This window comes from Nocardioides marinus, from assembly GCF_013408145.1.
Classification (GTDB): domain Bacteria; phylum Actinomycetota; class Actinomycetes; order Propionibacteriales; family Nocardioidaceae; genus Nocardioides; species Nocardioides marinus.
In genome coordinates, this window is the sequence record NZ_JACBZI010000001.1 from 3,508,225 (window position 1) to 3,535,046 (window position 26,822).

Here is a 26,822-nt window from a genome sequence, read left to right on the forward strand (position 1 = left end):
GTCGGTGCCTGCGACGTGGGTAGCGTCGCGGCATGAGCGAGGAGCCGCAGGCGGAGGAGTTCGACACGGTGGCCGCCTGGACCGCCGACGCGGTCGAGGAGCTCGGTGCCGACCACGCCCTGCCCGCGGCGTGCCGGGGCAGCGGCAGCCCTGCCGCGCTGGAGTGGCTGGCCGACCGGATGGGGCTGGCGCCGGGCATGCGGCTGCTCGACAGCGGTGCCGGCGTCGGCGGACCGGCACGGCTGGTGCAGGGGACGCACGGGGTCGAGCCGACGCTGGTGGACCCGATGGAGGGCGCGTGCCGGGCCGCGGAGCGGCTCTTCGGGCTCCGGACGCTCGTCGGCGACGGGGCGGCGCTGCCGGTGAACAGCGGTGGGTACGACGCGGGCTGGTCGCTCGGGGTGCTGTGCACCGTCGAGGACAAGGTCGCCCAGGTCGCCGAGCTGCGGCGGGTGGTCGCGGACGGTGGGGCGGTGGGGTTCCTCGTGTTCGTCCGCACGGTCGAGGAGCTCACCGACCCGCCCGAGGGCAACCACTTCATCACCGCGGAGGAGCTCGACGAGCTGGTGCGCGAGGCCGGGCTGGAGGTCGTGGACCGGGCCTGGCTCGGCGACTTCGACAGCCCCCCGCAGGACTGGCAGGACGCCGCCGACGCGGTCGACGACGTCGTACGCCGCGACCACGGCGACAGCGAGTCGTTCCAGGAGGCCCAGCGCAACCAGGACCGGATGATCCGCCTGCTCCGGGACGGCTCGGTCGCCGGGCGGCTGGTGGCCTGCCGGGTTCCGGGGCGCCGCGCCGGACGCGACACGTAGCATTCACGCGGTCACGCGACTGGTCGCCCGGACCCGGTCGACCGAGTCCGAGAGGCCCCATGCTCCGCCGTTCCGCCCTTGCCCTGCTGTCCGCCGCCGTGGTCTCGACCGTCCTGGCGCCCCTGCCGGCCGCCGCTGCCGACCCCGGCCGCGACATCGGCCTGCAGGGGTTCCGCGACATCGTCGTCGATGACACCCACGGACGGGTGTTCATCAGCCAGGGCACCGACACGATCGTCGTGACCGACCTGGACGGCGTCCCCGCCGACGTGGTCACGGGGCTCCCTGCTGCCTCCGGCATGGTGCTGACCGACGACGACACCACCCTGTACGTCGCGGCGGCCGGCGCCGATGCCGTCGGCGTCGTCGACACCGCGACGCTCGCGGTGGAGACCATCCACACCGGCGCCGACACCTGCCCCCGCGACCTCGCGCTCACCGCAGGCATGGTGTGGTTCACCCAGGGCTGCGGGAGGACCGAGGGCATCGGCGCGCTGGATCCCAGCGACGCGAGCGTGCACCCGGCCCTCTCGACCATCTCCTCCGCCCGGTGGGCCTCGATGGTGATCGACAGCAGCCCGGGTCGCCCGGACGAGCTGTTCGCCGCGACGGACGCGGGGCTGTACTCGTTCACCGCCGAGGGCGGCGAGGTCCCGAGCCTGACCCCCCGGCTGGAGCGCCCGGGGCGCCACCCCGTCGACTTCACGATCAGCCCCGACGGATCGCGGCTCGTGTCGACCGCCGGATCCACCAGTCGCGAGGCCCTGGCGCTCAGCACCGAGGACTTCTCCCCCGTCGACACCTACCTGCTCGCGCCGGACGCCCAGGTGTACGCCGTGACGTACCGCGACGACGGGATGCTGGCTGTGGGCGGCGACGGCTACACCCGCCCCGACGTGCTGGTGTTCGAGACGGGGTCCACGACGCCGATGCGGCGCTACGACCTGGGGGACGAGCCCAGCGTGGCCAGTCGTGGCTCGACCTTCGGCGACAAGCGGCTCTACCTCGTCGCGTTCGAGCTCGGCAACCTCTTCCTGACGGTGATCGAGCCCCGGCTCGAGCCGGCACTCGAGGTCAGGAGCGGCGGACGGACCTTCGGCTACGGCGAGAGGGCGATGGTCAGCGTGACCCTCGAGGGCGGCGACACCAACCGGGCGGTCGAGGTCTTCGCCCATCGCAAGGGTGAGAAGAAGGTACTGATCGCGCGAGGCGACGTCCCCGCCGGCGGAGCCCTCGTGACCCCCTTCGAGGTGACTCGCCCCACCTGGTTCTCGGCGACGTACGCCGGCGACGACACCTTCGACCCCGCCGAGGACGAGACCAAGACCGTCGAGGTGAAGGCGGACCTGCGCACCAAGATGATCCGCCCGCGCGGCACCGCCGGTCGCTACCACCTCTACCGCGTCGGCCAGCGGGCCGCGCTGCAGGCGAAGCTCCTGCCCAAGGGCTTCCCGGACCGCTGCGTCACCCTCCGGTTGCAGTACTTCGCGCGCGGCCGGTGGGGGTACGACGCCAAGACCTCGTGCCTGACCCCGGACCGACGCGCGCGGGTCCGCGGCTACCTCATCGGCTCCCGACAGCTGGCCGGAATGCCACTGCGGATGCGCGCGGAGTTCCGGGGCGACAAGGTGCACACCAAGACGATCACCTCCTGGTCGTACCTGAAGTTCAAGCGCTGAGCCGCCCCTCCCCGCCTCGTGTGGCCCAGCGCGCTCCATGGACCGCGCTGGACCACACGAGCGGCGCGGGTCAGACCACCGGGCGCCCGCCCTGCCAGACGCCGGCGACGAGCGGGACGCCCGGCCGGTAGGCCAGGTGGACGTGGGTGGGCGCGTCGAGCAGGACCAGGTCGGCGCGGCGACCGGGCACGAGCCGGCCGACGCCGTCCGCGCCGTCGAGGTCGAGGGCCGCCGCGGCCGTGGCGGTGACCGCGTGGACCGCCTCGGCGGGCGTCATGCCCATCTCCCGCACCGCCATCGCGAGGCAGAAGGGGATCGAGCTGGTGAAGCACGACCCGGGGTTGCAGTCCGACGCCAGCGCGACGCGGACGCCGGCGTCGAGGAGTCGACGGGCGTCGGGGTAGGGCTGGCGGGTGGAGAACTCCACGCCCGGCAGCAGCGTCGCGATGGTGCCGGAGTCGCGCAGCGCGTCGACGTCGGCGTCGTCGAGGTAGGTGCAGTGGTCCACCGCGAGCAGGCCGCGCTCGCAGGCCAGCCGGACACCCGGGCCGGGACCGAGCTGGTTGGCGTGCAGGCGCCCGCGCAACCCGGCTGCCTCACCGGCGTCGAGCACCGCGCGGGCCTGGTCGGCGTCGAAGGCACCGGTCTCGCAGAAGACGTCGATCCACCGCGCGTGCGGGGCGCACGCCTCGAGCATCGGCCCGGTCACCAGCGCGACGTAGCCGGCCGGGTCGTCGGCGTACTCCGGCGGCACGACGTGCGCACCCAGGAACGTCGTCTGCTCGGTCAGCTGCCGCGCCACCGCCAGGCTGCGCGCCTCGTCGCGCACCGACAGCCCGTAGCCGGACTTGATCTCCACGGTGGTCGTGCCCTGGCGCAGCATCTCCTGCACCAGACGCGCCGCGTGCGAGAGCAGCTGCTCGTCGGTCGCCGCCCGGGTGGCGGCCACGGTGGTGCGGATGCCCCCGGCGGCGTACGGCGTCCCGCTCATGCGTGCGGCGAACTCCTGCGCCCGGTCGCCGGCGAAGACCAGGTGGCTGTGGCTGTCCACGAAGCCCGGCAGCACCGCGCGGCCGCCCGCGTCGACGGCGGCGTCCGCGGCCGGCGCGTCGGCCGCGTGCCCGACCCACGCGATGCGGTCGCCCTCGACCACCAGGGCGGCGTCCTCGACGGCACCGAGGGGGCCGGCGCGGTCGGGGTCGTTGGTGACCAGCTCGCCGATGTTGGTCAGCAGCGTCGAGGTCATGACCAGATCCTCCCGATCGTCCCGGCCAGCGCGCCACCCACGGCCGGCTCGTCGCCGTGGCGGTGGACCACCCGGCCGTCCACCACGACGTGCGTGACGTCGGCGGCGGTGGCCGCGAAGACCGCGGTGTGCTCGTCGGCGCCCGTGCCGGCGGTGCGCGGCGAGGTCGTGTCGAGGGTGACCAGGTCGGCCCGGGCGCCCACCTCGATCCGCCCCACGTCGCCCAGGCCCAGCACGTCGTGCGCGGTCGCGATGTCGAGCAGCTCGGTCGCGGTGAAGTGCCCACGGGCCTGCGTGGCCAGCCGCTCGTGCATCTCCAGCCCGCGCAGCTCCTCGAGCGGGTCGACCACCGCGTGGCTGTCGCTGCCGACCGAGATCCGGCAGCCGGCGTCGGCCAGCCGCCGCGCCGGCCCGATTCCGTCGGCGAGGTCGCGCTCGGTGGTGGGGGTGAGGCAGACGTTGGTCCGGGTGCTGCCCAGCAGCTCGACGTCCTCGTCGGTGAGGTGGGTGGCGTGCACGACGGTCGTGCCCGGCCCCAGCAGCCCCTCGGCGTGCAGCAGGCCCGTCGGCGTCAGCCCGTACGCCGCCAGGCAGGCGTCGTTCTCCGCGACCTGCTCCGAGAGGTGCACGTGCAGCGGGTGCCGGCCGCGGAAGTGGTGCAGCTCGTCGCGCGGCACCGCCCGCACGGAGTGGATCGCCGCCGGGCCGCTCCCGGCCCGGGCAGCCCAGGCCGCGGCGGAGCCGTCGGAGTAGCGCACCTGCACGCCCTGCGGCGGTGCACCGAACCCGCTGGAGAGGTAGGCCGCGTCGAGCAGCACCAGCCGGATGCCGGCGGTCTCGGCGGCGTCGCGCAGGGCGTCGCGCATGGCGTTCGGCTCGTCGTGCGGGCGGCCGTCGGGCTGGTGGTGCAGGTAGTGGAACTCGCCCACCGACGTGTAGCCGGCCGCCAGCATCTCGCGGAACGTCGCCGCGGCCAGCTCGCGGTAGGAGTCGGGCGTGAGGCGGCCGGCGACGTCGTACATCTGCTCGCGCCAGGTCCAGAACGTCCCCCGCTCCCGCTGGGTGCGCCCGCGCAGCGCGCGGTGGAAGGCGTGGCTGTGCGCGTTGGCCAGGCCCGGCAGCGTCAGCCCGTCGAGCCGGGTCGCGCGCGGCACCTCGGCCGCGGCCACGCCCGGTGCCACGTGGGTGAACCGACCGCCCGCGACCTCGACCAGCACGGCGTCGAGGACGGCCCCGTCGACCCAGGCGCGCTCGAGCCAGTAGGCGCTCACGAGACCAGCCGGGTCAGCGTCTCGGCCAGCGCGTCCACGCCCGCCAGGCAGTCGGGCACCTCGGCGTGCTCGTCGGGTGAGTGCGAGACGCCGGTCGGGTTGCGGACGAAGAGCATCGCCGTGGGGATGCCGGCCGCGGACAGGATGCCGGCGTCGTGGCCGGCCTGGGTCGGCAGCACCGGCCAGTCGCCGCCCGCGTGCCCGGCGGCCAGGGACGCCGCCAGGTCGGGGTCGAAGGAGACCTCGCCCGAGACCGACTCGGCGGTCACGGTCAGCGTGGTGCCGTCGCCCTCGGCGCGCTCCCGCGCCCGGGCGGAGACCCGCTCGACCAGCGCCTCCAGCGAGGCCACCGACGACGCGCGGGCGTCGAGCCACCCGGTCACTCGAGAGGGGACGGCGTTGGTGCCGTTGGGGTTGACCTCGACCCGCCCGAAGGTCGCCCGCTCCCCTGCGAGCCGGGCCGCCTCGTTCGCCGCCAGCACGGTCTGCGCGTAGGTCAGCATCGGGTCGCGCCGGTCCTCCATCCGGGTCGTGCCCGCGTGGTCGGCGACGCCCTCGATGTCGAAGCGGTAGCGCCCGTGCGGCCAGATGCCGCTCGCCACCCCGACCGCGTGGCCGAGGTCGACCAGCGCCCGGCCCTGCTCGACGTGCAGCTCGACGAAGGTCGTCACCCCGGCCAGGAGGTCGACGTGGTCCGGAGCCATCCCCGGCAGCCCCTGCGCCTCCAACGCGTCGGCGAGGAACACCCCGTCGCGGTCGCGCAGCTCGCGCGCGGTCGCCCACGGCGTCGCGCCGGTCAGCAGCCGCGACCCCAGGCAGGCCAGCCCGAAGCGCGAGCCCTCCTCCTCCACGAACACCCCGACCCCCACGGGTCGCCGCGGGACGACCGCGTGCTCGCGCATCCGGTCGATCGCCGCCAGCGCCGAGACGACACCGAGAGGTCCGTCGTACGCACCGCCCTCGAGGACGCTGTCGAGGTGCGAGCCGGTCAGGACGGCGTCGCTACGCCGGCGGGTCGGGTGGTCTCGACGCCCGGTCGTCGCTGGCGCTCCTCCCTGCTCGACCTCCGCGTCGACGTCCCACCAGCCCACCAGGTTGCCCAGGCCGTCGCGCTCCACGCACAGCCCGCGGGCCTCGCACTGCTCGACGAACCACGCCCGCAGCTCGGCCTCCGGCGAGGTCCACGGCTGGCGCAGGTAGCCGCCGGTCGCGACGTTGCGCCCGACCGGCGCGATCTCACGCCACATCGCCTCGAAGTCAGCAGGCATGGTTGCTCCTATCGTCGGGGGCATGGAGTTCCGCGAGGTCGTACGCCGGCGCCGGATGGTCCGCAACTACGCCGAGACCCCGGTCGACCCGGCCGTGCTGCAGCGGGTCCTCGACCACGCGACCCGCGCGCCGAGCGCCGGGTTCAGCCAGGGCTGGGCCTTCGTGGTGCTCGACACCCCCGAGGACGTGCGCCGCTTCTGGACGACCGCCTCTGACGACGTCGACGACCCGGACCCGTGGCTCGCGGGGATGATGCGGGCACCGGTCGTGATCGTGCCCTGCAGCAACCGCTCGGCGTACCTCGACCGCTACGCCGCCCCGGACAAGGCCGGCACCCGGCGCCGCAACGGCAGCCCGGCCGGCGACCCGTGGAACGTGCCGTACTGGCACATGGACGCCGCCATGGCCTCGCTGCTGATCCTGCAGACCGCGGTCGACGAGGGGCTGGGCGCCTGCTTCTTCGGGCTGCCGCCGCACCGGGAGATCGAGCTGCGCGAGGAGCTGTGGCTGCCCGACGACGTCGACCCGATCGGCGCCATCACCCTGGGCCACCGCGCGCAGGACACCGGCAACCGCGGCTCGCCGCGCACCCGGCAGCGCCGGCCCGTCGAGGACGTCACGCACCGCGGCCGCTGGGGCGGCAGGTGGCCGTCGCTCGAGGCGTCCGTGGAGGGCTGACACCCCTGTAGTCCATCGCCGCACCGGACCGGGGTCAACGAACCCGGCGGACGGGGTGTCTCGGATCCCAGACGAGGGGAGCCGGCGATCCGCGCACCCGTACCGGTGCGCGGGCGTAGGGTCCCCCCGTGACCGTGAGGGAGGCTCGGCGCGAGCGCGCCGTGGAGGCGTTGCAGGCGACCGTGCGGATCCCGACGGTGAGCCGTCGCGACGGGGTGGACACCGAGGTGTTCGACGCGCTGCTGGCCGAGCTGGAGGCCCGCTTCCCGCTGCTGCACGAGCGGCTGGAGCTGACCCGGGTGCACACCCACGGTCTGCTGTTCCGCTGGGCCGGGGCGAGCGACGCGCAGCCGGTCGTGCTGATGGCCCACCTCGACGTGGTGCCGATCGAGGACGAGTCGCGCTGGACGCACCCGCCCTTCTCCGGCGCCGTCGTCGACGGCGTCATCTGGGGCCGCGGCACCCTCGACGACAAGGGCTGCGTCGTGGCGATCTGCTCCGCCGTCGAGGAGCTGCTCGAGGACGGCCACGAGCCCGCGCAGGACGTGTGGCTCTCCTTCGGCTGCGACGAGGAGGTCTTCGGCCAGGCGGCCCCCGAGGCGGTGGCGGTGCTGCGGGGGCGCGGCGTCGAGCCGTGGTTCGTGCTCGACGAGGGCGGCGCCGTGGCCGGGGGCGCGTTCCCCGGGGTGAGTGCCCCCGTCGCCGTCGTCGGCGTCACCGAGAAGGGCGTCACCTCCCTGCTGCTGCGCGCCGAGGGCCGCGGTGGCCACGCCTCCACGCCCGCCCGCAACGGCCCGACCGCCCGCATCGCCAAGGCGATCACCGCGTTGGAGTCCTCCCCGATGTCGCCGGCCCTGCCCGCGCCGACGGTCGAGCTGTTCCGGCGCCTCGGCCCGCACCTGCCGCTGCCGCTGCGCCCCGTGGTCGCCGCCGCCGCGCGCGTGCCCGCCCTGCTCACCCGCACCCTGCTCGCGGCCGGCCCCGAGACCGCGGCCATGGTCCGCACGACCTTCGCGGTCACCACGCTCGAGGGCTCCCCCGCGCTCAACGTCATCGCCGGGTCCGCCACCGCGGGCGTCAACATCCGCGTGATGGTCGGCGACACCGTGGAGTCGGTGCTCGAGCACGTGCGCCGCGCCGTGGGGCGTGGGGTCGACATCGAGGTCGTCGAGGAGGGCGAGGCGAGCCCGCTGTCGCCGTACTCCACCGCCGAGCACGCCGACCTCGCCTTCGACCTGCTCGAGGCCACCATCGGCGAGGTCTTCCCCGACGCCGTGCCCTCGCCCTACGTGATGATGGCCGGCACCGACTCGCGGCACTTCACCGAGATCTGCGAGCGGGTCTACCGCTTCGCCCCCTTCCGGATGACCAAGGCCCAGCGCGAGGCCATCCACTCCCACGACGAGCACCTCGGCGTGGAGGACTTCCTCGACGGCGTGGCCTGGTACCGGCTCCTGATCGAGAGGCTCCCCGCATGAGCACCCCCACCCGCACCGGCGTCACCCCCGGGCAGGGCCTGCTCGCGATCGTCGGGCTGCTCGTGGCCGTCGAGGTCGCCAGCGGGGTGCTGCAGGGCTACTACACGCCGATCTTCAGCGACATCGCCGACCACCTCGGGATCGACGACGCCGACGTCAACTGGTTCGAGGCCGCGCAGCTGATCGTCTCCGCGCTGTGCGTGCCGCCGCTGGCGCGGCTGGGCGACCTGGTCGGTCACAAGAAGGTGCTGGTGCTCTCCACCGCGGTCACGGCGCTGGCGTCGTGGGGCGTGGCGTTCGCCCCGTCCTTCGGCACCTTCCTGGTCGCGTGGGCGCTCCAGGGCGCGTACGTCGTGTGGTTGCCGCTCGAGGTCGCGATCATCCACCGGCGTACCCGCGACACCGGCCGCCAGCAGCTGCTCACCCGCCGCGCCGCCGCCGTGCTGGTGGGGGCGCTCGAGCTGTCGGTGATCATCGGGGCGCTCACCTCCGGCGCGCTGGTCGAGGCCACCTCGATGACCACGCTGCTGATGCTGCCGGCGATCGTGACGACCGTCGTGCTGGTGCTGATCTGGTTCGGCGTCGAGGACGTGCCCGGCGAGGCGACCGGTGGCTACGACTGGCAGGGCCTCGGGATGATCACCGTCGTGCTCGGCCTCGTGATGGGCGGGCTGATCGCGATCCGCCTGCAGGGCCCCGGCGCGGTGCTGCCGTGGCTGCTGGTGCTGGCCGGGCTCGTCGCGCTGGTGCCCTTCGTGCGGCTGGAGCGCTCCCTGACCGACCCGATGGTCGACGTGCGGCTGCTCGCGCGGCCCGACCAGTGGCCGATCCAGCTGACGGCCTTCCTCTTCGGCATGTCGGTGCTCGGCGCACAGATCCCGCTGTCGACCTTCGCCCGCACCGACCCCGACCTCGTCGGCTACGGCCTCGGCGCGGACGCCTCCTTCGTCTCGACGCTGGTGGGCGTGTACGTCGTGTTCCTGGCGGTCGGCGCGTTCACCCTGCCGCTCACCGCCCGGTTCCTCGGGCCGCGCGGGGCGTTGGTGGCCTCGTCGCTGCTGGTGGCGCTGGGCTACGGGCTGTTCCTGCCCTTCCACGACTCGACCACCCAGACGCTGACGAACATGGCGATCGCGGGCCTGGGCTCCGGCGCCCTCGTGGCCGCGCTGCCCGCGGCGGCCGCGGCCGCCGCGCCCGCGGATCGCACGGGCTTCGCCACCGGCATGACGAACGCGACCAAGACCGTCGGCGGCGCCATCGCCTCCTCGGTCTTCGCGATCACCCTGGCCTCCACCGGGTCGCTCGAGGGGCCGGCCGAGGGGCACGCCCCGCTGTCGGGCTACCTCACCGTGTGGGCGGTCTGCTCCGTCGCCGCGGTCGTCGCCGCGGTGTGCCTGCTGCTCGCCCCGCGACACCCCTCCGCCGGCGGTGTCACCCCCTCCCCCGAGGACGTGCGGCCGGAGACCCTGGGGGCCTGATCGCCGCTCCTCCGGGGGGTGGGATCGCGACCGTACGCTGAGGGCGATGACCGAGCCCGAGCCGCGACCCAGCGAGGTCCAGCGCGCCCGCGACGAGCAGGAACGACGCAAGCGCAGCCAGGACTCCGCGGCGGCGGCCCGGATCGCCTACCAGCACCAGTGGGTCGACCAGCAGATCCGCATCGCCATGGCCAACGGCGACTTCGACGACCTGCCCGGTGCGGGCAAGCCCATCGAGGGGCTGGGCGAGCAGCACGACCCGGACTGGTGGGTGAAGAAGCTCATCGAGCGCGAGCAGGTCACCGGGGTGCTGCCCCCGAGCCTGCAGCTGCGCAAGGACGACGCGCTCCTGGACTCCCGACTGGACTCCTTCACGGTCGAGTCCGACGTACGCCGCGAGGTGGAGGACTTCAACGCCCGGGTCATCCGTGCCCGCTACACCCCCGTCGACGGCCCGCCCCTGGTCACGATGCCCCGCGACGTCGAGCAGACCGTGGCCGCGTGGGCCGCCCGTCGGGCCGAGCGGGCCGCCGCCGTACGCGCCGCGAACGCCCGCTCCGCCGCCAACTCCGCTCCCCGGCGTCGGTGGTGGCGCCGGCGGCGTGCCGGCGAGGTGTGAGGTTCGACTGATGTCAGTCAGACCTTGCGGATCGCGGTCGAACCTTCGACCGCGAACCCGAAGGTGGGACTGACATCAGTCAGACCTTCGGAGTCCGCTGTCAGATCGGTCATACCGACGGGTAATGACGCGCTGCTAGTTTCCGCACCATGCCCAGCAGCAAGAGCCCCAAGGACTTCTTCCGCCCCCTCGCCGTGGGGGCGCCGACCCCGCCGACCGAGATCCCGGCGCGGCCGAGTCGCGCGATCCACTTCTTCGACCCCAGCAACGAGAAGATGGCGGCGAAGATCCCGCAGATGGTCGGCTCCGTCGACGTGCTGCTCGGCAACCTCGAGGACGCCGTCAAGGCCGACAACAAGGAGGCCGCGCGCGAGGGCCTGGTGACCATCGCCTCCGAGACCGACGGGCTCGGCGGCCCCGATGCGAAGACCCAGCTGTGGACCCGGGTCAACTCCCTCGACAGCCCCTGGGCCCTGGACGACCTGACCCGCCTGGTGCCGGCGATCGGCCACAAGCTCGACGTCATCATGGTGCCGAAGGTCCAGGGCGCCGAGGACATCCACTACGTCGACCGGCTGCTCGCCCAGCTCGAGGCCAAGGCCGGGCTCGACCGCCCGATCCTGGTCCACGCGATCCTGGAGACCGCCCGCGGCGTCGCCAACGTCGAGGAGATCTGCGGCGCCTCCCCGCGCATGCAGGGCCTCTCCCTCGGCCCGGCCGACCTCGCCGCCGACCGCCGGATGAAGACCACCCGCGTCGGCGGCGGCCACCCCGGCTACCTCGTGCGCCAGGACCCGGTCGCCGAGCAGCCCGACGCGCACCGCGCGATCTTCCAGCAGGACCTGTGGCACTACACGATCGCCCGCATGGTCGACGCCTGCGCGACCCACGGCATCTACCCCTACTACGGCCCCTTCGGCGACATCGCCGACGTGGTGGCCTGCGAGGACCAGTTCCGCAACGCCTTCCTGCTCGGCTGCGTCGGCACCTGGAGCCTGCACCCCAAGCAGATCGCGATCGCCAACAAGGTCTTCAGCCCCTCGGTGGAGGACATCACCCACGCCCGCCGCGTGGTCGCCGCGATGGGCGACGGCACCGGCGCGGTGATGCTCGACGGCAAGATGGAGGACGACGCCTCCCTCAAGCAGTGCCTGGTGATGGTGGAGCTGGCCGAGCAGCTTGCCGCGATCGACCCCGAGCTGAAGAAGCAGTACGACGCCATCTCGATCGACAGCGAGGCGAACTGATGACCACCGTGCTCCGCTCGGTCCTCTACATGCCCGGCGCCAACGACCGGGCCCTGGAGAAGGCCAAGTCGATCCCGTGCGACGGCCTGATCCTCGACCTCGAGGACTCCGTCGCCCCCGAGGCCAAGCCCGCCGCCCGGGAGGCCGTGTGCGCGGCCGCGTCCAGTGGTGAGTACGGCCGGCGTACCGTCACCATCCGCGTCAACAGCCTCGGCACCGAGTGGCACGACGCCGACCTCGCCGCCGCGGCGAAGGCCGGCCCCGACGGCATCGTCGTCCCCAAGGTCAACAGCGCCGCCGAGGTCCTCGGCCTCGTCGAGGCGATGGAGCGGGCCGGGGCGCCCGAGCACACCAGGCTGTGGGCGATGGTGGAGACGCCACAGGCGATCTTCAACGCGCGCGAGATCGCGGCCGCCTCCGACCGGCTCGCGGTGATCGTGATGGGCACCAACGACCTGGTCAAGGAGCTGTACGCCGAGCACGTGCCCGGCCGCGCCCCGCTGCTGACCTCGCTGTCGATGGCGCTGCTCGCCGCCCGCGCCGCCGGCGTGCAGATCCTCGACGGGGTCTACAACGACGTGAAGGACGCCGAGGGCTTCCTCGCCGAGTGCGCGCAGGGCCGCCAGATGGGCTTCGACGGCAAGACCCTGATCCACCCCGGCCAGGTCGAGCCCGCCAACGAGCAGTTCGCCCCCTCCGCCGAGGCGGTCGAGGACGCCCGGGGGCTGATCGAGGCCTTCGAGAGCGCCGGCTCCGGTGTCGCGACGTACAAGAACAAGATGATCGAGAACCTCCACGTCGAGTCCGCCCGCCGGACCCTCACGATCCACGACGCGATCTCCGCGCTGGGCTGAGCTCGGATCGGGGTAGTCCGAATCCGTTCTCACCCTTACTGCACAGTAAGGGTGAGAAATCATTCGGACTACCCCGCCGGACGCCCCTCCAGCTCCCGCACCAACCGCGCCGGCGCGGTCAGCCGGTACGACGCATCGAGCAGCTCGCCGACCTCGACCCAGTCCACCGCGGCCGGGTCGGGGTCGAGGTCGACGCCGAGCCAGCCGGCCCCGCCGAGGTAGGCGGGCACCCACACACGCGGGTCCTCCATCAGGGCGGGCCGGTCACCGGGGTCGGGCTGGACCATGACCGCGCAGTCGTGCGCCACCCAGCTGCCGTCGACCTTGTGCGAGCCGCCGTAGTAGGCGAAGACCTTCTGCGTGAAGAACGCGGGCCGCCCGTGGGAGACCTTCCAGTCCGCCCCCGGCAGCTCCAGCGCCACCGAGCGCAGCCGCGCGAGCACTGGGTCGTCGTCGTCGAACATCTGCGGGTGGGCCACCCCCTCACCCTTTCGGATGCGTGGCCGGCCGGCAACGGGGAATCGGTAGGGACAACGCCCGCCCACCGAGGGCGGGCCCGCCACAGGAGGTACCCCCATGGTCGTCCTCGGACTGATCCTTCTCATCATCGGGCTCATCGCCAAGATCTCGATCCTCACCACGATCGGCGCGATCCTTCTGGTCGTCGGCCTGGTGCTCAACCTCGTCCCGATGGGCGGCAACACCCGCCGGGTCTGGTAGCGCCTCCCCCGGCGCCCGGATGGGGTCGGGCGCCGGGGAGGATGGCCCCATGCGAGCAGTCGTGCAACGCACCCTGTCGGCCAGCGTGACCGTCGGCGGCGAGGTGGTCGGCGCCACCACCGAGCCCGGGCTGCTCGTCTACCTCGGCGTCACCCACGACGACGGCCCCGCCGACGTCACCTGGACCGCCCGCAAGATCTGGGAGCTGCGGCTGCTGCGCGACGAGCGCTCCGCCTCCGACGTGGGCGCACCCGTGCTGGTGGTCAGCCAGTTCACGCTCTACGGCGACGCCCGCAAGGGCCGCCGCCCCACGTGGGCCGCCGCCGCGCCCGGCCCCGTCTCCGAGCCCCTGTACGACGCCGTCTGCGCCGAGCTCGAGCGCCTGGGCGCCCCCGTGCAGCGCGGCGTCTTCGGCGCCGACATGCAGGTCGCCTCGGTCAACGACGGGCCGATCACGATGGTCCTGGAGAGCCCGCGACCTTCCTGATTCACCTGCGCCGGACGGCGTACCTCCCTAGGCTCACGGGGCTCCCCCCACCCCCTCCTCGGACGGATCCCCATGCCGACCTCTCCTGTGCGGCGTGCCGTCGTCGCCGCCGCGGGCTCCCTGCTCGTCGCCCTCACCGTGCTCCCCACGGGGGGCTCCAGCCTCGCCGGCCCCGCCCTGCCCGGCGGCGCCGCCCGCACCACGACCGAGCCGACCCCCAGCGCCGCGGCCACCCACTCCGACGGCGCGGTCGCTCGCGGCTCCCGGAGGGCCCCGACCCTGGTCCCCGACGTTGTCGACCGCGGTGAGCGGGTGAAGGTCACGGCGTCCGTGCCGGGGCCGCGGCGTCGCGACGTCACCGTCCAGTACCGCCCTGCCGACACGAAGGGATGGCGCACCCTGTGGTCGGGGGTGACCCGCAAGGGACGGCTGAAGCATTCCTTCCGCGGGCTGGCCGACATCGAGGTGCGTGTGGTCGCACCGGCGTCGCGAGGAGCGAAGGGCTGGCGCAGCCGGGTGGCCCGGCTCAGGGTCGTCGAGGACACCGCCTTCACCCTGGAGCTCTCCCCCGCGGTGGAGGACAAGAGGTTCCCGAGCGTGACGTACGTCCTCACGATGCCGCGCACCACGCCCTGGATCCGGATCGAGGTCGCCGACAGCGCCGGGTGGCGCAAGGTCTCCGAGCGCACGAACCCGGGCTCCCGGCGGCAGGCCACCCTGGGCCTGTACGCCTACGGCACCAGCTGGGTGCGCGTCCTCTCCGAGCGCCCGGACGGCACCCGCTACGTCGCCGTCGAGCCGACGCCGGTCCTCCTCGCCACCCGCACCGGCAGCCCGTACGAGCTGGTCACCCTGCAGGCGGCCGAGCAGGCCCTGCTGGCCGACGGCCGCGTCCTGGCCGTGGACTTCCTGTCCCCCTTCCGCACCGGCCTGGGGACCACCCCGCCCGGCGACGAGATCGGCACCGCCCCGCCCGCCACGGGGCTCTTCGCCGTGGACCCCACCGGCGTCCGCGCCCCGGAGATGGTGCTCCCCGCCCCGCTCCCCGCCGACACGTCCGTCGTGGGGGTCTCACCCGGCGGCGAGTGGGTGACCCTGCGGCAGGGCACCGGTCAGCAGGCCTGTGGTGGCCTCACGTACCACCACGTCGAGATCTTCTCGGTGCTGCACCTGCCGACCGGCCGGCGCACCGAGGTCAGCCGCTCGGGGGTGGTCGACCCCGTCGACGGCGGGTGCTGGCACACCAGCGCGTTCGCGCCCACCGTCGACGGCCTGGTGAAGGTCGTGCGCAACGACGACTGCTCGAGCTCCTGCCGCGTCACCCAGCTGCTGGTGGGCCACGACGGCTCCCGCGTGGAGACCCCGCCGATGCACCTCGCGCCGGACGGCCGCAGCGGGTTCGTGATGGAGTACCGTCCGGGCACCCACACGCAACTGACCCACACAGACCTGCAGGGCCGCGACCTGGGGCACCTCGACCTCGCGACGGCGATCTCCCGCAGCGGTCACGCCCCGCGCCCCTGGCTCGGGGTCTCCGGGACCAGCATCGACGGCACGATCGCGGTCGTCCGGTCCTCCGACGACGACTTCATCACCGACGTGTTCGTCTGGGACGTCGTCGCCGGACGCGTCGTCGCGTTGGCGCTGGACCTCCCCCGAGACCCCGGTGGGTTCACGACGGCCGTCGTCAGCGACGACGGGTCGACCGCCTTCGTGCTGCCGTTGGACGGCGACCCGTTCTGGGTCGACGTGGCCAGCGGCGCGCGGCAGGACCTCGACGTGGTCCCGGTGCCGCGCGAGTCCCGGTCCTGTCCCCGCGCACCGGGCGGCTGGTACGGCGCCTACGGCGGCCCCTCCGCCACCGGCGACCGGTTCACCTACGACGTCGGCTACTACGTCCACGGTGACTGCGACGGCCTCGGGACCCTACGGCGCGCGGTCCACGTGACCACGGTGCCCCGGGGCTGAGCGCGCGCCGCGCGGCCCCGGGTCACTCCGGGATGAACCCGGAGTCCAGCTCCCACGGTGCGATCGGCGAGTGCTCGAGGATCCAGGCCTGCAGGTCCCGGTCCAGCCCGGTCAGCACCATCAGCCCGACCGCCACGAACACCAGCCCCAGCCCGCGCCGCACCCACCCGTCGGGGTCGGCCAGCCAGCCCAGCCGACGCACCAGCCGCTGCCCCGCGAGCGAGACCAGCAGCAGGGTGCCGCCCAGCCCGACGGCGTACGCCGCCAGCAGCAGGGTGCCCCAGGCGGGGCGGGCGGGCACGACCGTGACGACGACGTAGGCGTAGAGCGGGCTGCACGACAGGAACACCGGCCCCAGCGCGGCCCCGGTGAGCAGGGCACCGGTGTCACCGCCGACCGACGAGGCCGACGCGAGCCGCTGCTGGGCCCGTGCCTGCAGGCCCAGGCGCACCGTCACGCGGTCCCAGACGCTGGGCAGCGCCATCACCAGGCCGAGGACGACCAGGATGCCGCCCGAGACCCAGCGCCACACGGCCGGGTCGATGCCCAGCAGCACGGTCGAGGCCCGCAGCAGGAGGGTGAAGGCGAGCACGGAGCCGACCAGGCCGGCGGTGATGACCAGCGCGCGCCGCACGTCCCGGGAGGCTCCCGGCACCCCGACCACCGAGCCACCGACGATCACCGGCAGCAGCGGCAGGACGCAGGGCGCCAGCGTGGTGAGGACCCCCGCGACGAGGGCCCCCAGGATCTCGACCACGGGTCAGGCCGCGCGAGCCGCGATGTCGGCACCCGTGGTGGTGCCGGTCCAGATGTCCTGGCGCGTGCCGCCCTCGTCGACCAGCACGAAGGTGTGCTGCACGGTCACGCCGTACTCCTGGCGCAGGTCGGTCCGCTCGTCGTAGTCGATCTTCACCAGCGTCAGCCCCGCCGGCACCCCGTCGGCCTCGAGCGAGGCGTCGGTGTCCTGGCAGTTGTGGCACCAGCTGGCGGCGAAGTAGAGCACCACGTCGGAGTCGGCGTACGACGCCGGGTCGGCCTGCCACTCGTCGTACGGCACCAACCGGCCGGCCGGCGCGGCCGAGGGCTCGGAGGACCCCTTCTCCTTCGTGCTCTCCGACGGCGCGACGCTGGCGCCCGGGGTGACCGACTGGGCGGCCGAGGGCGCAGGGTCGTCGGTCGCGGTGGTGGTCGAGGTCCCGGAGCACGCGGTGAGCGCGAGGGCGGGCACGATCAGGAGCGGCAGGAGTCGGCGGCGCATGTCCCCATCGTGCCGCGGGCACGGACCGGCCGGGGGCGGCAGCGGTGACGAACTCCTTACGCGTGCGCCCCTCGGCGGCTCACGACTCCCGCGACCGGAAGTCCATCGGGACCCGCACCCCGCGCTCGCGGGCCACCTCGTCGGCCCGGTCGTAGCCGGCGTCCACGTGCCGCACGACGCCCATGCCGGGGTCGTTGGTGAGCACCCGCTCGATCTTCTCCGCGGCCAGGGCGGTGCCGTCGGCGACGACGACCTGCCCGGCGTGGATGGAGCGTCCGATGCCGACCCCGCCACCGTGGTGGATGGAGACCCAGGTGGCTCCGGAGGCGGTGTTGACCAGGGCGTTGAGCAGCGCCCAGTCGGCGATCGCGTCGGAGCCGTCGAGCATCGACTCGGTCTCGCGGTAGGGCGAGGCGACCGACCCGCAGTCGAGGTGGTCCCGGCCGATCACGACCGGCGCGGAGAGCTCCCCGGAGGCGACCATCTCGTTGAAGCGGGCCCCGGCCCGGGCGCGCTCGCCGTAGCCGAGCCAGCAGATCCGGGCGGGCAGCCCCTGGTAGTGCACGCGCTCGCCCGCCATGGTGATCCAGCGGCGCAGCCGCTCGTCCTCGGGGAAGAGCTCGAGGATCGCGCGGTCGGTGGCCGCGATGTCGGCGGGGTCGCCCGACAGCGCCGCCCACCGGAAGGGGCCGCGGCCCTCGCAGAACTGCGGACGGATGTAGGCGGGCACGAACCCGGGGAACTCGAAGGCCCGGTCGTAGCCGCCCTTGCGGGCCTCGTCGCGGATCGAGTTGCCGTAGTCGAAGACCTCGGCGCCGCGGTCCCGGAGCTCCACCATCGCCCGCACGTGCGCGGCCATCGAGGCCCGAGCCTCCTTGGTGAACCCCGCGGGGTCGGCGGTGCGCCGGGCCTCCCACTCCGCGAACGGCACCCCGACCGGCAGGTAGGCCAGCGGGTCGTGGGCGGAGGTCTGGTCGGTCACGACGTCGATCGGGGCCTCCATCTCCAGCAGCCGCGGCAGCATCTCGGCGGCGTTGCCGAGCACGCCGATCGACAGCGGCCGCCGCTCGTCGCGTGCCGCGACCGCCAGCTCGACCGCCTCCTCCAGCGAGGCGGCGCGGACGTCGAGGTAGCGGTGGTCGATGCGTCGCTGGATGCGGGCGTCGTCGCACTCGATGCAGATCGCGACCCCGTCGTTCATCGTCACCGCGAGCGGCTGGGCGCCGCCCATCCCGCCCAGCCCGGCGGTGACGGTGATGGTGCCGGCGAGGGTCGCCGAGCCCCCGGTGGTCGGGCTCGTCGAGACCCCCCGGCGCGCGGCGAGCACCTCCGCCACGGCGGCGAAGGTCTCGTAGGTGCCCTGGAGGATGCCCTGGGTGCCGATGTAGATCCACGAGCCGGCGGTCATCTGGCCGTACATCGTCAGCCCGAGGTCCTCCAGCCGGCGGAACTCCTCCCAGCTCGCCCAGTCGCCGACGAGGTTGGAGTTGGCGATCAGCACGCGCGGCGCCCAGGTGTGGGTGCGCATCACGGCGACCGGCTTGCCCGACTGCACGAGCAGGGTCTCGTCGTCGGCGAGGTCGGTGAGCGAGGCGACGATCGCGTCGTAGGCCTCCCAGGACCGCGCGGCCCGGCCGGTGCCGCCGTACACGACGAGGTGGTCGGGGTCCTCGGCCACCTCGGGGTCGAGGTTGTTCATCAGCATCCGCAGCGGGGCCTCGGTCTGCCACGAGCGGGCGGTGAGCCCGGTGCCGGTGGCGGCGTGGATGGGCAGCCGGGGGTTCGAGGACAAGGGAGAGGAGGTCATGCGAGGTCTCCGATCACAGAGGTGGCGGCGGCCAGCACGGCGCCGCTGCGGACGAGGTCGACACAGGTCTCGATCTCGGGGGACAGGTGGCGGTCGGGCCCCGGGCCCTCGACGCCGGAGGAGCGCAGCAGGTCGACGACCGCCCCGGTGGCCGGCGACGGGGCGAGCCGCTTCCCCTCGGTCGAGCCCGTCGAGACCCGCAGGTCCAGGGCACGCGCCGCGGTCATCACCTCGATCGCCACGACGCGGGCCAGGCCGTCGACGGAGCGGCGCAGCTTGCGCGCGGCGCCCCAGCCCATCGACACGTGGTCCTCCTGCATCGCCGAGGACGGGATCGAGTCGACCGAGGCGGGCACCGCGAGCCGCTTGAGCTCGGAGACGATCGCGGCCTGGGTGTACTGCGCGATCATCAGGCCGCTGTCCACGCCGGGGTCGTCGGCGAGGAACGGCGGCAGCCCGTGGTTGCGCGCCTTGTCCAGGAACCGGTCGGTACGCCGCTCGCTCATCGAGGCCACGTCGGCGACCGGGATCGCGAGGAAGTCGAGCACGTAGGCGACCGGCGCGCCGTGGAAGTTGCCGTTGGACTCGACGCGGCCGGAGCCGTCGGGGTCGGTGACCACGACCGGGTTGTCCACCGCCGACGCGAGCTCCCACGACGCCACACGGGCCGCGTGGTCGGCGGTGTCGCGGGCGGCGCCGTGCACCTGCGGGGCGCAGCGCAACGAGTAGGCGTCCTGCACCCGGTGGCACTCCTCCGGGCTGCCGGGAGGACCCTGGTGCGAGGCGACGACACCCGAGCCGGCCAGCAGCCGGACCAGGTTGGCAGCGGAGTCGGCCTGGCCGGGGTGCGGGCGGATGGCCTGCAGCTCGGGGGCGAAGACCCGGTCCGTGCCGAGCAGCCCCTCCACCGACATCGCGGCCGCGACGTCGGCGGTGCGCAGCAGCATCCGCAGGTCGTGCAGGGCCAGCACCAGCATCCCGAGCATGCCGTCGGTGCCGTTGATGAGGGCGAGCCCCTCCTTGGCGGCCAGCTCGACGGGCTCGAGTCCGGCGGCGGCGAGCGCGTCGGCCGCGGGCACCAGCGCCCCGGAGGCGTCGCGCACCTCGCCCTCCCCCATCAGCGCCAGCGCGCAGTGCGACAGCGGCGCCAGGTCGCCCGAGCAGCCCAGCGACCCGTGCTCGCGCACCACCGGCGTGATGCCGTGGTGGAGCAGGTCGGCCAGGAGCCGGGCCGTCTCGCGGCGTACCCCGGTGCGACCGGTGGCCAGCGTCGAGAGCCGCAGCAGCATCAGCGCGCGCACCACCTCCCGCTCGACCTCCGGCCCCGAGCCCGCCGCGTGCGAGCGCACCAGGGAGCGCTGCAGCCGCGCGCGCATCTCGGTCGGGATGTGCCGGGTGGCCAGTGCGCCGAACCCGGTCGAGACGCCGTACGCCGGGGTGTCGGCCGCCGCGAGCTCCTCCACGACCGCGCGGGCCCGGTCGATCGCCGCCTCGGCCTCGTGCGACAGCCGCACGCCGGCACCGTCCCGGGCGACCGCGACCAGCTGCTCCGGCGTCACGGGACCGACGCCGACCTCGATGCTCTCCATGCCCCCATTGCACGCCCGCCGGCCGGTCGGACGCCACGAGCCCGAGCCACTCGGCATCTCGTATCCGAGACCGGCGCGGTCTGGACCACTGCGGATAGGACAACTCCTAGGGCTGTCAGGACGTTTGAACGGGCGCACGCTGGAAACCCTGGAGTCACGTGCGTCACAGCCCCCCGTGGCGCACCCGGCAACCCACACCGGCACCCACACCCCACCAGAGCACGGGGCCTCGGACCCCGTGGCCGAGGAGCGCGATGTCCCCCACCACCCCCCGCCACCCGTCCCTCCCCTCCCTGCTGCGCACCGCCACCGGCACCGTTGCGGCCCTCGCGATGGGGCTCAGCGCCACGGTCGCGCTGGCTTCGGCCGGCTCGGCTGCCGCACCCGAGAGCGCCGCGCAGAGCGCCGAGCGGCCCACGCTGACCCGCACCCAGTTCGCCTTCCGCGCCAACGGCTACGGCACCTCCGCCTCCGGCGGCATGGTGCCGGTCGGCTCCGACCGCACGGCGCTCAGCTCGATCTCGTGCACCAGCGATGCCGGCAAGGCGCACCGCAACTTCGTCGCCGAGAGCGAGGTCCCCGGCCTCGGCACGGTCCGCGGCGTCTACTCCCGCGTCAGCACCTCGCAGAAGAAGGGCGTCACGACCTCCTCCTCGGTCCACCGGGTCGCCGAGATCGTGCTCGCCGACACCCCCCTCGGCAGCCTCACGATCGACGGCGTCGAGTCGACCACCAGCGCGTTCCACGACGCCGACGGCTTCCACGCCACCGCCCAGACCGACCTCGCCGGCATCTTCTTCACCCCGCCCGGTGGCGAGCCGCAGGGCGTCGACCTGCCCTCGCTCGGGCAGTCGGTGACCATCCCCGGCGTGGCAGTGATCTCGCTGGGCCGGACCATCGAGAAGGCGACCAAGGACGACGCCCGCGCCTACGCCGTCGGCCTGGTCATCAAGGTCATCCCGACCGAGACGACCGTGAAGGTCGCGCGCTCGGTCTCGAAGCTGGAGAAGGGCTACAAGTCCGGCATCTTCCACGGCAGCGGCGTCCCCGCGAAGGCCAAGGTCCTCGGCGAGCTGGTCGAGGTCGGCAAGGTGATCAACCAGGTGATGCCCTGCACCGGCACCGAGGGCGAGCTCGACCCGATGGACGCCGCCGACGTCGACCTGGCCGACCAGATCGTCGTCGAGGGCGCCAGTGCCCGCCAGAAGGGCAAGCAGACGCGCGCCAAGGCTGTCGGCATGGAGGCCTCCAAGGTCGCCCGCATCGACGTCGCCGACCAGCTGGTGATCGAGGCGCTCGAGTCCAAGGTCAACGTCACCCGCCGCGCCGACGGCAAGCTCAAGCGCAACGCCAAGGCCAGCTTCGGGAGCATCACCCTCGGCGGCGAGCCGCAGAGCCTCGACCAGCTCGGCGAGCTCGAGATCCCGGGCCTGGCCAAGATCCAGACGGGGCTGAAGAAGAAGATCAGGGGCGGCATCCGGATGATCGGCGTCCGGATCACGCTGCTCGACGGCACCGGCGCGGTCCTCGACTTCGCCACCTCGAAGCTGTCGATCTCCGAGTCCTGACCCAGACCCCGGCGACCGGTCACCCGCGCACCGCCCCCCGCGCGAGCGTGACCGGTCGTCGGCGTGCGCGAACGGACTCTCGGCGGCATTTCTCACACGCCGTACGGCGAGACGCGGGCCGGATCGAGGGGGCCGAGGGTTTCTGATGGGGCGGTGAGCGTCACCGTCGACCAGCGCAGCCCGGGCCGGACCCGGCGCTGGGCGATGCTCGGCGCCTCGACGCTGGCCCAGGCAGCGGCCGCGGTGACGATCCACGGGCCGGCGTTCCTGATCCCCTCGCTGCGTGACCAGCTCGGGCTGAGCCTGCCGCAGGCCGGGCTCGTGGCCGCCGCGCCCACCCTCGGCGTGGTGCTCGCCCTGGTCGCCTGGGGCATGGTCACCGACCGGCGCGGCGAGCGGCTCGTGCTGGTCACCGGCCTGCTGCTCACCACCGGCGCGGGCGGCCTGGCCGTCCTCGGCGCCCGCTCGCAGGACCCGACCATGCTGGGGCTCACGCTGCTGGTCGCCGGCGCCGCCGCGGCCAGCACGGCCTCGGCCAGCGGACGGGTCGTCGTGGGCTGGTTCCCCCCGCGGCGCCGCGGGCTGGCGATGGGCATCCGACAGATGGCCCAGCCCGTGGGCGTCGGCGTCGCCGCCGTCTCGATCGCCGTCACCGCCGAGCGGCACGGCGTGGCCGGCGCGCTGCTGGTGCCGACGCTCGCGGCCCTGGTCGGGGCGCTGGTCGTCATCGCCGTCGTCATCGACCCCCCGAGGCCGGCCCGCGTCGAGGGGGACGCCCCGAACCCCTACCTGCGCGACGGGTACCTCGCGCGCATCCACCTGGTCTCCGTGCTGCTGGTCGTCCCGCAGTTCCTGGTGTGGACCTTCGCGCTGGTCTGGCTGATCACCGACCGGGGCTGGTCGGCGGCCGCCGCCGGATCCCTGGTCGGGCTCGCCCAGGTCGCCGGGGCCCTGGGCCGGATCGCGGCCGGTGCGCTGAGCGACCGGGTCTCCAGCCGGCTGCGCCCGCTGCGCTGGGTCGCCGTGGCCGCGGCGGTGTGCATGGGCGCCCTCGGCGTCGCAGCCGGGCTGGATGCCGCCATCGCCGTCCCGCTGGTCGTGGTGGCGACCGTCCTGACCGTCGCCGACAACGGCCTGGCCTTCACCGCCGTCGCCGAGCGGGCCGGCCCGTTCTGGTCCGGCCGCGCCCTCGGCGCCCAGAACACCGCGCAGTACCTCGCCGCCTCCGCCGTCCCACCCGTCGCCGGTGTCGTCGTCGACCGGATCGGCTTCGCCGCCGCCTTCGCGCTCGCCGCCCTCTGCCCGCTCCTCGCGGCCCCGCTCGTCCCCGCAGAGCAGGAGCACCCGCTGCGGTGAGCGGGACGTCATACGGACGGGACGTCCCCCACCGCACCGCGTACGACGTCCCCGCGGCCGGCGGCCCGTGCCCACCCGGCAGACTCTGCCCATGAGCCAGGTCCCCGCCGCGACCCGCACGCTGCGGGTGCTGCGCTTCCTGGCCTCCCAGCCCGACCCGGTGCCGCTCGAGCGGATCGCCCGCGCCTGCGACCTGCCCCGCTCCACGGCCTACCACCTGCTCGGCGTGATGGTCGCCGAGGGCTTCGTGGCCCACCTGCCCGAGGAGCACCGCTACGGCCTCGGCGTCGCCGCGTTCGAGGTCGGCAGCGGCTACACCCGCCAGGAGCCGCTGCAGCGGATCAGCCGTCGTGCCCTGGCCCAGCTGGTCGACCGCACCGGCCACAGCGCGCACCTCGCGGTGCTGCACGGGCGCGACGTGCTGTACGTCGTCGAGGAGCGCGCCCCGGGTCGCCCCCCGCTCGTCACCGACGTCGGCGTCCGCCTCCCGGCCCACCTCACCGCCAGCGGTCGCGCGCTGCTCGCCGCGCTGCCGGCCGCCCAGGTGCGCGCGCTCTACCCGCACGCCGACGCCTTCGTCGACCGCACCGGTCGTGGCCCCCGCACCCCCTCCGCCCTGCGCACGCTGCTCACCGAGACCCGCCAGCGCGGCCACGCCACCGAGGACGGCGAGGTCACCGACGGGCTGGCCAGCGTCGCGGCCGCCGTGCTCGACCACACCGGCCACCCCGCTGCGGGCGTCGCGGTGACCTACCCGGTCGACGAGCAGCAGCTCGACCCCGCGCGGCTGGCCGCCGACGTACGCCGCACCGCGCAGCTGCTCACCAGCCGCCTGGGCGGCAGGACAGGAGATCGCCCATGAGCGCCCGCGCCCGTCTCGGCCTGCTGCAGGTCTGCCTCGCCGGGGTCCTGTGGGGCACCGGCGGGCTCGTCGTCCAGCTGGTGCGCGAGCGGGTGCCGATGCACGTCGTCACGATCAGCGCCTGGCGGATGGTGCTGGCCGCCGCCGTCCTCGGCATCGCCGTGCTCGCGACCCGCGGCGGCCCTGCGCTGGTGCGACTGGTGCGCGAGCACCCGCGGCGCACCGTGGTCGTCGGCAGCGCCACCGCGGCCTACCAGGCGCTCTACTTCGCCTCGGTCACCCTGGTCGGGGTCTCGGTCGCGACAGTGGTCAGCCTCGGCCTGGCACCGGTCCTGCTCACCGCGGCGGAGTCGCTGCGGCACCGGCAGCGCCCGAGCCGCACCCGCGCTCTGGTCCTGGTCGCCGCCCTGACCGGCCTGGTGCTCGTGAGCGTCGGCGCCGGGCACGGCGGCGGCACCGGGCCGAGCCCGGGCCTCGGGTTGCTGGCGGCGCTCGCCTCGGGGTCGGCGTACGCGTTCGCCACCGCGCAGGGCGAGGTCCTGGCCCGGCAGACCTCCCCGCTGGCACTGACCACGGCGACGACCACCGTGGGCGCGGTCGGCCTCGTGCCGCTGGCGCTGCTCGTGAGCGGCCCCCGGCTCACCGGCGACCCCGGGACCCTCGCGCTGCTTGCCTACCTCGGCGTGCTGACGATGGCGCTGGCCTACGCCCTGCTGTACGCCGGCCTGCGCACCACCTCGGGCTCGGCCGCCACCGTGGCGACCCTGCTGGAGCCCGTCACCGCGGCCGCTGTGGCCGCCGCCCTGCTCGACGAGCGGATCGGCCCGCTCGGCCTGCTCGGCACCGCCCTCGTGCTCGCGGCCGTCGCCGGGCTGGGTCGTGAGGACCCGTTGGTTCAGCCCAGCGGGACGGCCCTGGTCGCCGCCCGGGCCCGGCCGTCCCCGGAGTAGCGCAGCTCGACGGCGACGGCCCGCTTCGGCACCCCCCGCAGCGCGACCCGCACCTGCCCGCGGCGCAGCCGGCCGGCGCCGACCCTCTCCTCGCCGACCCACGCGGTCACGCGGCCGGTCGGCCGGTGGCGCGGCGCAAGGAGCCTCGCCACCACGACCCCCGCCCTGCCCTTCAGGCGGGTGCGCTGGACCGTGATCCGCGTCGGCAGCCCGTCCTCGACGACCTTCGTGCCGTCGCCGCCCCGGGTGATGGTGAAGGCGTCGAGCAGGTCGCCGCGCCTTCGCTCGGTGGTGCTGGCCCCGCCCTTGGCACCGATCACCGAGCGGTAGACGAGCCGGTCCTGCGACACCGAGATCACCTGGTAGGTGGAGGTCTGCGCGTGCGCGAGCACCCGGGTCGCGTCGTTCTGCGTCCACACGTTGTCGTCGGCCGGGGCGAGGTCGTAGTACTTCGAGCCGGCCACGGAGACGACGTACGTCGGCCCCACGTGCGTGCCGGGCCCGGTCTCGTTCTCGGTCAGGTGACCGCGTGCGTAGACGTGGTCGTGGCCCTGCAGCACCAGGTCGATCCCCAGCGCCTCGAAGGTCGGCAGCCAGAAGGCACGCAGCTGCGGGTTGTCGCGCCCCTCCGAGGCGCTGAAGACCGGGTGGTGGAAGAAGACGACCGTCCAGTCCATCGGGTTCTCGGTGAGGGCGACCCGGCGCAGCCAGAGCGCCTGGTCGGGGGCACCGAGCTGCTGGTTGGCGTTGAGGCCGATGAACCGCACGCCCTGGTAGTCGGTGTAGTAGACGTCCTCGTGCCGCAGCAGCAGCGGCCCGTTGAGCGGGTACTCGTAGTGCGCGCGGTAGCCGGTGATGAGCTGGTCGCCGGAGTACTCGTGGTTGCCGGGGCTGGTCAGCGTCAGCGTCGAGGTGAGCAGCCGCTCGGCCCCGCGGAACCAGTCGCCCCACTCGGGGTCGTGGTCGGCCTCGTTGATCTGGTCGCCCTCGTGCAGGGTCAGCCGGGCGTCGGGCTCGCTCCTCAGCGCGCGACGGACCACCGGCGGCCACCGGTCGGTGAGCCCGTTCTGGGCGTCGCCGAAGTAGAGGAAGGTGAACGGCTCACTGCCCTCGGCGGCCGTGCGCACCGGTCGCCAGCGGCTCCAGCCGGCCCCGCCGCCCACGCGGTACTCGTAGCCCGTGCCCGGCGCCAGGCCATCCATGAGGGCACTGTGGTGCTCGGCCTCGGGCTGCGACATCGCCGACTCCTCGTTCCACGAGGGGTACTCGCCGACCAGTGCCCGCTCGTCCGGCCGGCGCACCTGCGCCCGGTGGTCGTCGAGCCCGGCGGCGGTGCGCCAGGTGACCATCACCGAGGTCGTGGTGTCCTCGGTCGGGTTCAGCACGATCCGGTCCGGTACGCCGGTGGCCGGGTCGTCGGTCTCGGCGCCCGCCGGGGCCAGCAACCGGGGGCCGGGCACGACCGACTGGGTCGCCAGCGGGGTCAGCGCGAGGGCGGGGACGAGGAGCAGGGGCAGCAGCCGCGAGCGGCGGTGGAGGGGGCGCACGGGGCGGCACCCTGCGCTGCGCGGGTGACCAGTCCACCGGTTTCCCTCGACAGATATGTGAACATGTGTCAGATTC

Annotated in this window: 24 protein-coding genes; 15 read left to right on the plus strand and 9 right to left on the minus strand. The window is 74.2% G+C overall.

All coding sequences use genetic code 11. The features are described 5' to 3' along the window. Positions 1-32: 32 nt before the first annotated feature. Together BKA05_RS16575 and BKA05_RS16580 are read left to right on the plus strand one after the other, a co-directional pair. The gene (locus BKA05_RS16575) at positions 33-815 is read left to right on the plus strand and encodes a class I SAM-dependent methyltransferase (protein ID WP_179532409.1); all 783 of its coding nucleotides are present in this window, start codon (positions 33-35) and stop codon (positions 813-815) included. A gap of 59 nt (positions 816-874) precedes the next feature. Further along, positions 875-2,494, plus strand: a complete 1,620-nt coding sequence (locus tag BKA05_RS16580; protein ID WP_179532410.1) for a hypothetical protein — start codon at positions 875-877, stop codon at positions 2,492-2,494. 70 nt (positions 2,495-2,564) lie between these two features. Here BKA05_RS16580 and hutI read toward each other — a convergent pair whose 3' ends face one another. Genes hutI through BKA05_RS16595 form a run of 3 tightly spaced genes read right to left on the minus strand, consistent with a single transcriptional unit; the run spans position 2,565 to position 6,279 of the window. Continuing rightward, positions 2,565-3,740, minus strand: a complete 1,176-nt coding sequence (hutI, locus tag BKA05_RS16585; protein ID WP_179532411.1) for an imidazolonepropionase — start codon at positions 3,738-3,740, stop codon at positions 2,565-2,567. After that, on the minus strand, positions 3,737-5,011 hold the full coding sequence (locus BKA05_RS16590; RefSeq protein ID WP_179532412.1) for a formimidoylglutamate deiminase: 1,275 nt from the start codon (positions 5,009-5,011) through the stop codon (positions 3,737-3,739). The genes hutI and BKA05_RS16590 overlap by 4 nt, the downstream gene beginning before the upstream one ends. Beyond that, positions 5,008-6,279 (minus strand): allantoate amidohydrolase, encoded by a 1,272-nt coding sequence (locus tag BKA05_RS16595; protein WP_179532413.1) that lies wholly within the window; start codon positions 6,277-6,279, stop codon positions 5,008-5,010. Before BKA05_RS16595 ends, BKA05_RS16590 begins: the two co-directional genes overlap by 4 nt. A 22-nt stretch (positions 6,280-6,301) precedes the next feature. Between BKA05_RS16595 and BKA05_RS16600 the strand changes: the two genes are divergently transcribed. From BKA05_RS16600 to BKA05_RS16625, 6 genes are all read left to right on the plus strand, one after another. Then, entirely contained in the window at positions 6,302-6,958 is a 657-nt protein-coding gene (locus BKA05_RS16600) for a nitroreductase family protein (protein WP_179532414.1), read from the plus strand. 128 nt (positions 6,959-7,086) lie between these two features. Beyond that, positions 7,087-8,436, plus strand: a complete 1,350-nt coding sequence (locus tag BKA05_RS16605; RefSeq protein WP_343045720.1) for a M20/M25/M40 family metallo-hydrolase — start codon at positions 7,087-7,089, stop codon at positions 8,434-8,436. Further along, positions 8,433-9,914, plus strand: coding sequence for an MFS transporter (locus BKA05_RS16610; RefSeq protein ID WP_179532415.1), 1,482 nt, complete (start codon positions 8,433-8,435; stop codon positions 9,912-9,914). The genes BKA05_RS16605 and BKA05_RS16610 overlap by 4 nt, the downstream gene beginning before the upstream one ends. Before the next feature lie 46 nt (positions 9,915-9,960). Next, positions 9,961-10,533 carry a DnaJ family domain-containing protein gene (locus BKA05_RS16615; protein ID WP_179532416.1) on the plus strand — a complete coding sequence of 191 codons (573 nt, stop codon included), beginning with the start codon at positions 9,961-9,963 and terminating at the stop codon, positions 10,531-10,533. A gap of 149 nt (positions 10,534-10,682) precedes the next feature. Continuing rightward, positions 10,683-11,780, plus strand: a complete 1,098-nt coding sequence (locus BKA05_RS16620) for an HpcH/HpaI aldolase/citrate lyase family protein (RefSeq protein ID WP_179532417.1) — start codon at positions 10,683-10,685, stop codon at positions 11,778-11,780. Beyond that, positions 11,780-12,634 (plus strand): HpcH/HpaI aldolase/citrate lyase family protein, encoded by an 855-nt coding sequence (locus BKA05_RS16625; RefSeq protein ID WP_179532418.1) that lies wholly within the window; start codon positions 11,780-11,782, stop codon positions 12,632-12,634. The genes BKA05_RS16620 and BKA05_RS16625 overlap by 1 nt, the downstream gene beginning before the upstream one ends. A gap of 68 nt (positions 12,635-12,702) precedes the next feature. Here the strand turns inward: BKA05_RS16625 and BKA05_RS16630 are convergent, their stop codons facing one another. After that, positions 12,703-13,113 carry an MmcQ/YjbR family DNA-binding protein gene (locus BKA05_RS16630; RefSeq protein ID WP_218842435.1) on the minus strand — a complete coding sequence of 137 codons (411 nt, stop codon included), beginning with the start codon at positions 13,111-13,113 and terminating at the stop codon, positions 12,703-12,705. Between the two features lie 97 nt (positions 13,114-13,210). On the opposite strand from BKA05_RS16630, the gene BKA05_RS16635 reads away from it, so the two are divergent. The 3 genes from BKA05_RS16635 to BKA05_RS16645 all read left to right on the plus strand — a co-directional run bounded on the left by BKA05_RS16635 (position 13,211) and on the right by BKA05_RS16645 (position 15,809). Continuing rightward, entirely contained in the window at positions 13,211-13,354 is a 144-nt protein-coding gene (locus tag BKA05_RS16635) for a hypothetical protein (protein WP_179532419.1), read from the plus strand. 49 nt (positions 13,355-13,403) lie between these two features. Next, positions 13,404-13,841 carry a D-aminoacyl-tRNA deacylase gene (gene dtd, locus BKA05_RS16640; protein ID WP_179532420.1) on the plus strand — a complete coding sequence of 146 codons (438 nt, stop codon included), beginning with the start codon at positions 13,404-13,406 and terminating at the stop codon, positions 13,839-13,841. 72 nt (positions 13,842-13,913) lie between these two features. After that, positions 13,914-15,809 (plus strand): hypothetical protein, encoded by a 1,896-nt coding sequence (locus BKA05_RS16645; RefSeq protein ID WP_179532421.1) that lies wholly within the window; start codon positions 13,914-13,916, stop codon positions 15,807-15,809. Positions 15,810-15,831: 22 nt separating this feature from the next. Here the strand turns inward: BKA05_RS16645 and BKA05_RS16650 are convergent, their stop codons facing one another. The 4 genes from BKA05_RS16650 to hutH form a co-directional block, all read right to left on the minus strand. Then, positions 15,832-16,566, minus strand: coding sequence for a cytochrome c biogenesis protein CcdA (locus tag BKA05_RS16650; RefSeq protein ID WP_179532422.1), 735 nt, complete (start codon positions 16,564-16,566; stop codon positions 15,832-15,834). Between the two features lie 3 nt (positions 16,567-16,569). Beyond that, positions 16,570-17,067 (minus strand): TlpA family protein disulfide reductase, encoded by a 498-nt coding sequence (locus tag BKA05_RS16655; protein ID WP_179532423.1) that lies wholly within the window; start codon positions 17,065-17,067, stop codon positions 16,570-16,572. A 79-nt stretch (positions 17,068-17,146) separates the two neighbouring features. After that, positions 17,147-18,874, minus strand: a complete 1,728-nt coding sequence (gene hutU / locus BKA05_RS16660; protein WP_179532424.1) for a urocanate hydratase — start codon at positions 18,872-18,874, stop codon at positions 17,147-17,149. Continuing rightward, positions 18,871-20,463: a histidine ammonia-lyase gene (gene hutH, locus BKA05_RS16665; RefSeq protein ID WP_179532425.1), complete on the minus strand. Its 1,593-nt coding sequence runs from the start codon at positions 20,461-20,463 to the stop codon at positions 18,871-18,873. Before hutH ends, hutU begins: the two co-directional genes overlap by 4 nt. A gap of 254 nt (positions 20,464-20,717) precedes the next feature. Between hutH and BKA05_RS16670 the strand changes: the two genes are divergently transcribed. The 4 genes from BKA05_RS16670 to BKA05_RS16685 all read left to right on the plus strand — a co-directional run bounded on the left by BKA05_RS16670 (position 20,718) and on the right by BKA05_RS16685 (position 25,199). Continuing rightward, on the plus strand, positions 20,718-22,031 hold the full coding sequence (locus BKA05_RS16670; RefSeq protein WP_179532426.1) for a choice-of-anchor P family protein: 1,314 nt from the start codon (positions 20,718-20,720) through the stop codon (positions 22,029-22,031). A 153-nt stretch (positions 22,032-22,184) separates the two neighbouring features. Next, entirely contained in the window at positions 22,185-23,387 is a 1,203-nt protein-coding gene (locus BKA05_RS16675) for an MFS transporter (RefSeq protein WP_343045721.1), read from the plus strand. 91 nt (positions 23,388-23,478) lie between these two features. Continuing rightward, positions 23,479-24,249, plus strand: coding sequence for an IclR family transcriptional regulator (locus BKA05_RS16680; protein WP_179532427.1), 771 nt, complete (start codon positions 23,479-23,481; stop codon positions 24,247-24,249). After that, entirely contained in the window at positions 24,246-25,199 is a 954-nt protein-coding gene (locus tag BKA05_RS16685) for a DMT family transporter (protein WP_179532428.1), read from the plus strand. Before BKA05_RS16680 ends, BKA05_RS16685 begins: the two co-directional genes overlap by 4 nt. Here the strand turns inward: BKA05_RS16685 and BKA05_RS16690 are convergent. Next, positions 25,145-26,746: a fibronectin type III domain-containing protein gene (locus BKA05_RS16690; protein WP_179532429.1), complete on the minus strand. Its 1,602-nt coding sequence runs from the start codon at positions 26,744-26,746 to the stop codon at positions 25,145-25,147. The two genes, BKA05_RS16685 and BKA05_RS16690, sit on opposite strands and share 55 nt — an antisense overlap. Positions 26,747-26,822: the final 76 nt, after the last annotated feature.

Coding starts and splice junctions, on each gene's coding strand:
- BKA05_RS16670 (WP_179532426.1), top strand. CDS start 20,718: ATGTCCCCCACCACCCCCCGCCACCCGTCCCTCCCCTCCCTGCTGCGC.
- BKA05_RS16680 (WP_179532427.1), top strand. CDS start 23,479: ATGAGCCAGGTCCCCGCCGCGACCCGCACGCTGCGGGTGCTGCGCTTC.
- BKA05_RS16595 (WP_179532413.1), bottom strand. CDS start 6,279: ATGCCTGCTGACTTCGAGGCGATGTGGCGTGAGATCGCGCCGGTCGGG.
- BKA05_RS16655 (WP_179532423.1), bottom strand. CDS start 17,067: ATGCGCCGCCGACTCCTGCCGCTCCTGATCGTGCCCGCCCTCGCGCTC.
- BKA05_RS16685 (WP_179532428.1), top strand. CDS start 24,246: ATGAGCGCCCGCGCCCGTCTCGGCCTGCTGCAGGTCTGCCTCGCCGGG.
- BKA05_RS16635 (WP_179532419.1), top strand. CDS start 13,211: ATGGTCGTCCTCGGACTGATCCTTCTCATCATCGGGCTCATCGCCAAG.
- hutI (WP_179532411.1), bottom strand. CDS start 3,740: ATGACCTCGACGCTGCTGACCAACATCGGCGAGCTGGTCACCAACGAC.
- BKA05_RS16620 (WP_179532417.1), top strand. CDS start 10,683: ATGCCCAGCAGCAAGAGCCCCAAGGACTTCTTCCGCCCCCTCGCCGTG.
- hutU (WP_179532424.1), bottom strand. CDS start 18,874: ATGACCTCCTCTCCCTTGTCCTCGAACCCCCGGCTGCCCATCCACGCC.
- BKA05_RS16575 (WP_179532409.1), top strand. CDS start 33: ATGAGCGAGGAGCCGCAGGCGGAGGAGTTCGACACGGTGGCCGCCTGG.
- BKA05_RS16610 (WP_179532415.1), top strand. CDS start 8,433: ATGAGCACCCCCACCCGCACCGGCGTCACCCCCGGGCAGGGCCTGCTC.
- dtd (WP_179532420.1), top strand. CDS start 13,404: ATGCGAGCAGTCGTGCAACGCACCCTGTCGGCCAGCGTGACCGTCGGC.
- hutH (WP_179532425.1), bottom strand. CDS start 20,463: ATGGAGAGCATCGAGGTCGGCGTCGGTCCCGTGACGCCGGAGCAGCTG.
- BKA05_RS16580 (WP_179532410.1), top strand. CDS start 875: ATGCTCCGCCGTTCCGCCCTTGCCCTGCTGTCCGCCGCCGTGGTCTCG.
- BKA05_RS16600 (WP_179532414.1), top strand. CDS start 6,302: ATGGAGTTCCGCGAGGTCGTACGCCGGCGCCGGATGGTCCGCAACTAC.
- BKA05_RS16625 (WP_179532418.1), top strand. CDS start 11,780: ATGACCACCGTGCTCCGCTCGGTCCTCTACATGCCCGGCGCCAACGAC.
- BKA05_RS16615 (WP_179532416.1), top strand. CDS start 9,961: ATGACCGAGCCCGAGCCGCGACCCAGCGAGGTCCAGCGCGCCCGCGAC.
- BKA05_RS16645 (WP_179532421.1), top strand. CDS start 13,914: ATGCCGACCTCTCCTGTGCGGCGTGCCGTCGTCGCCGCCGCGGGCTCC.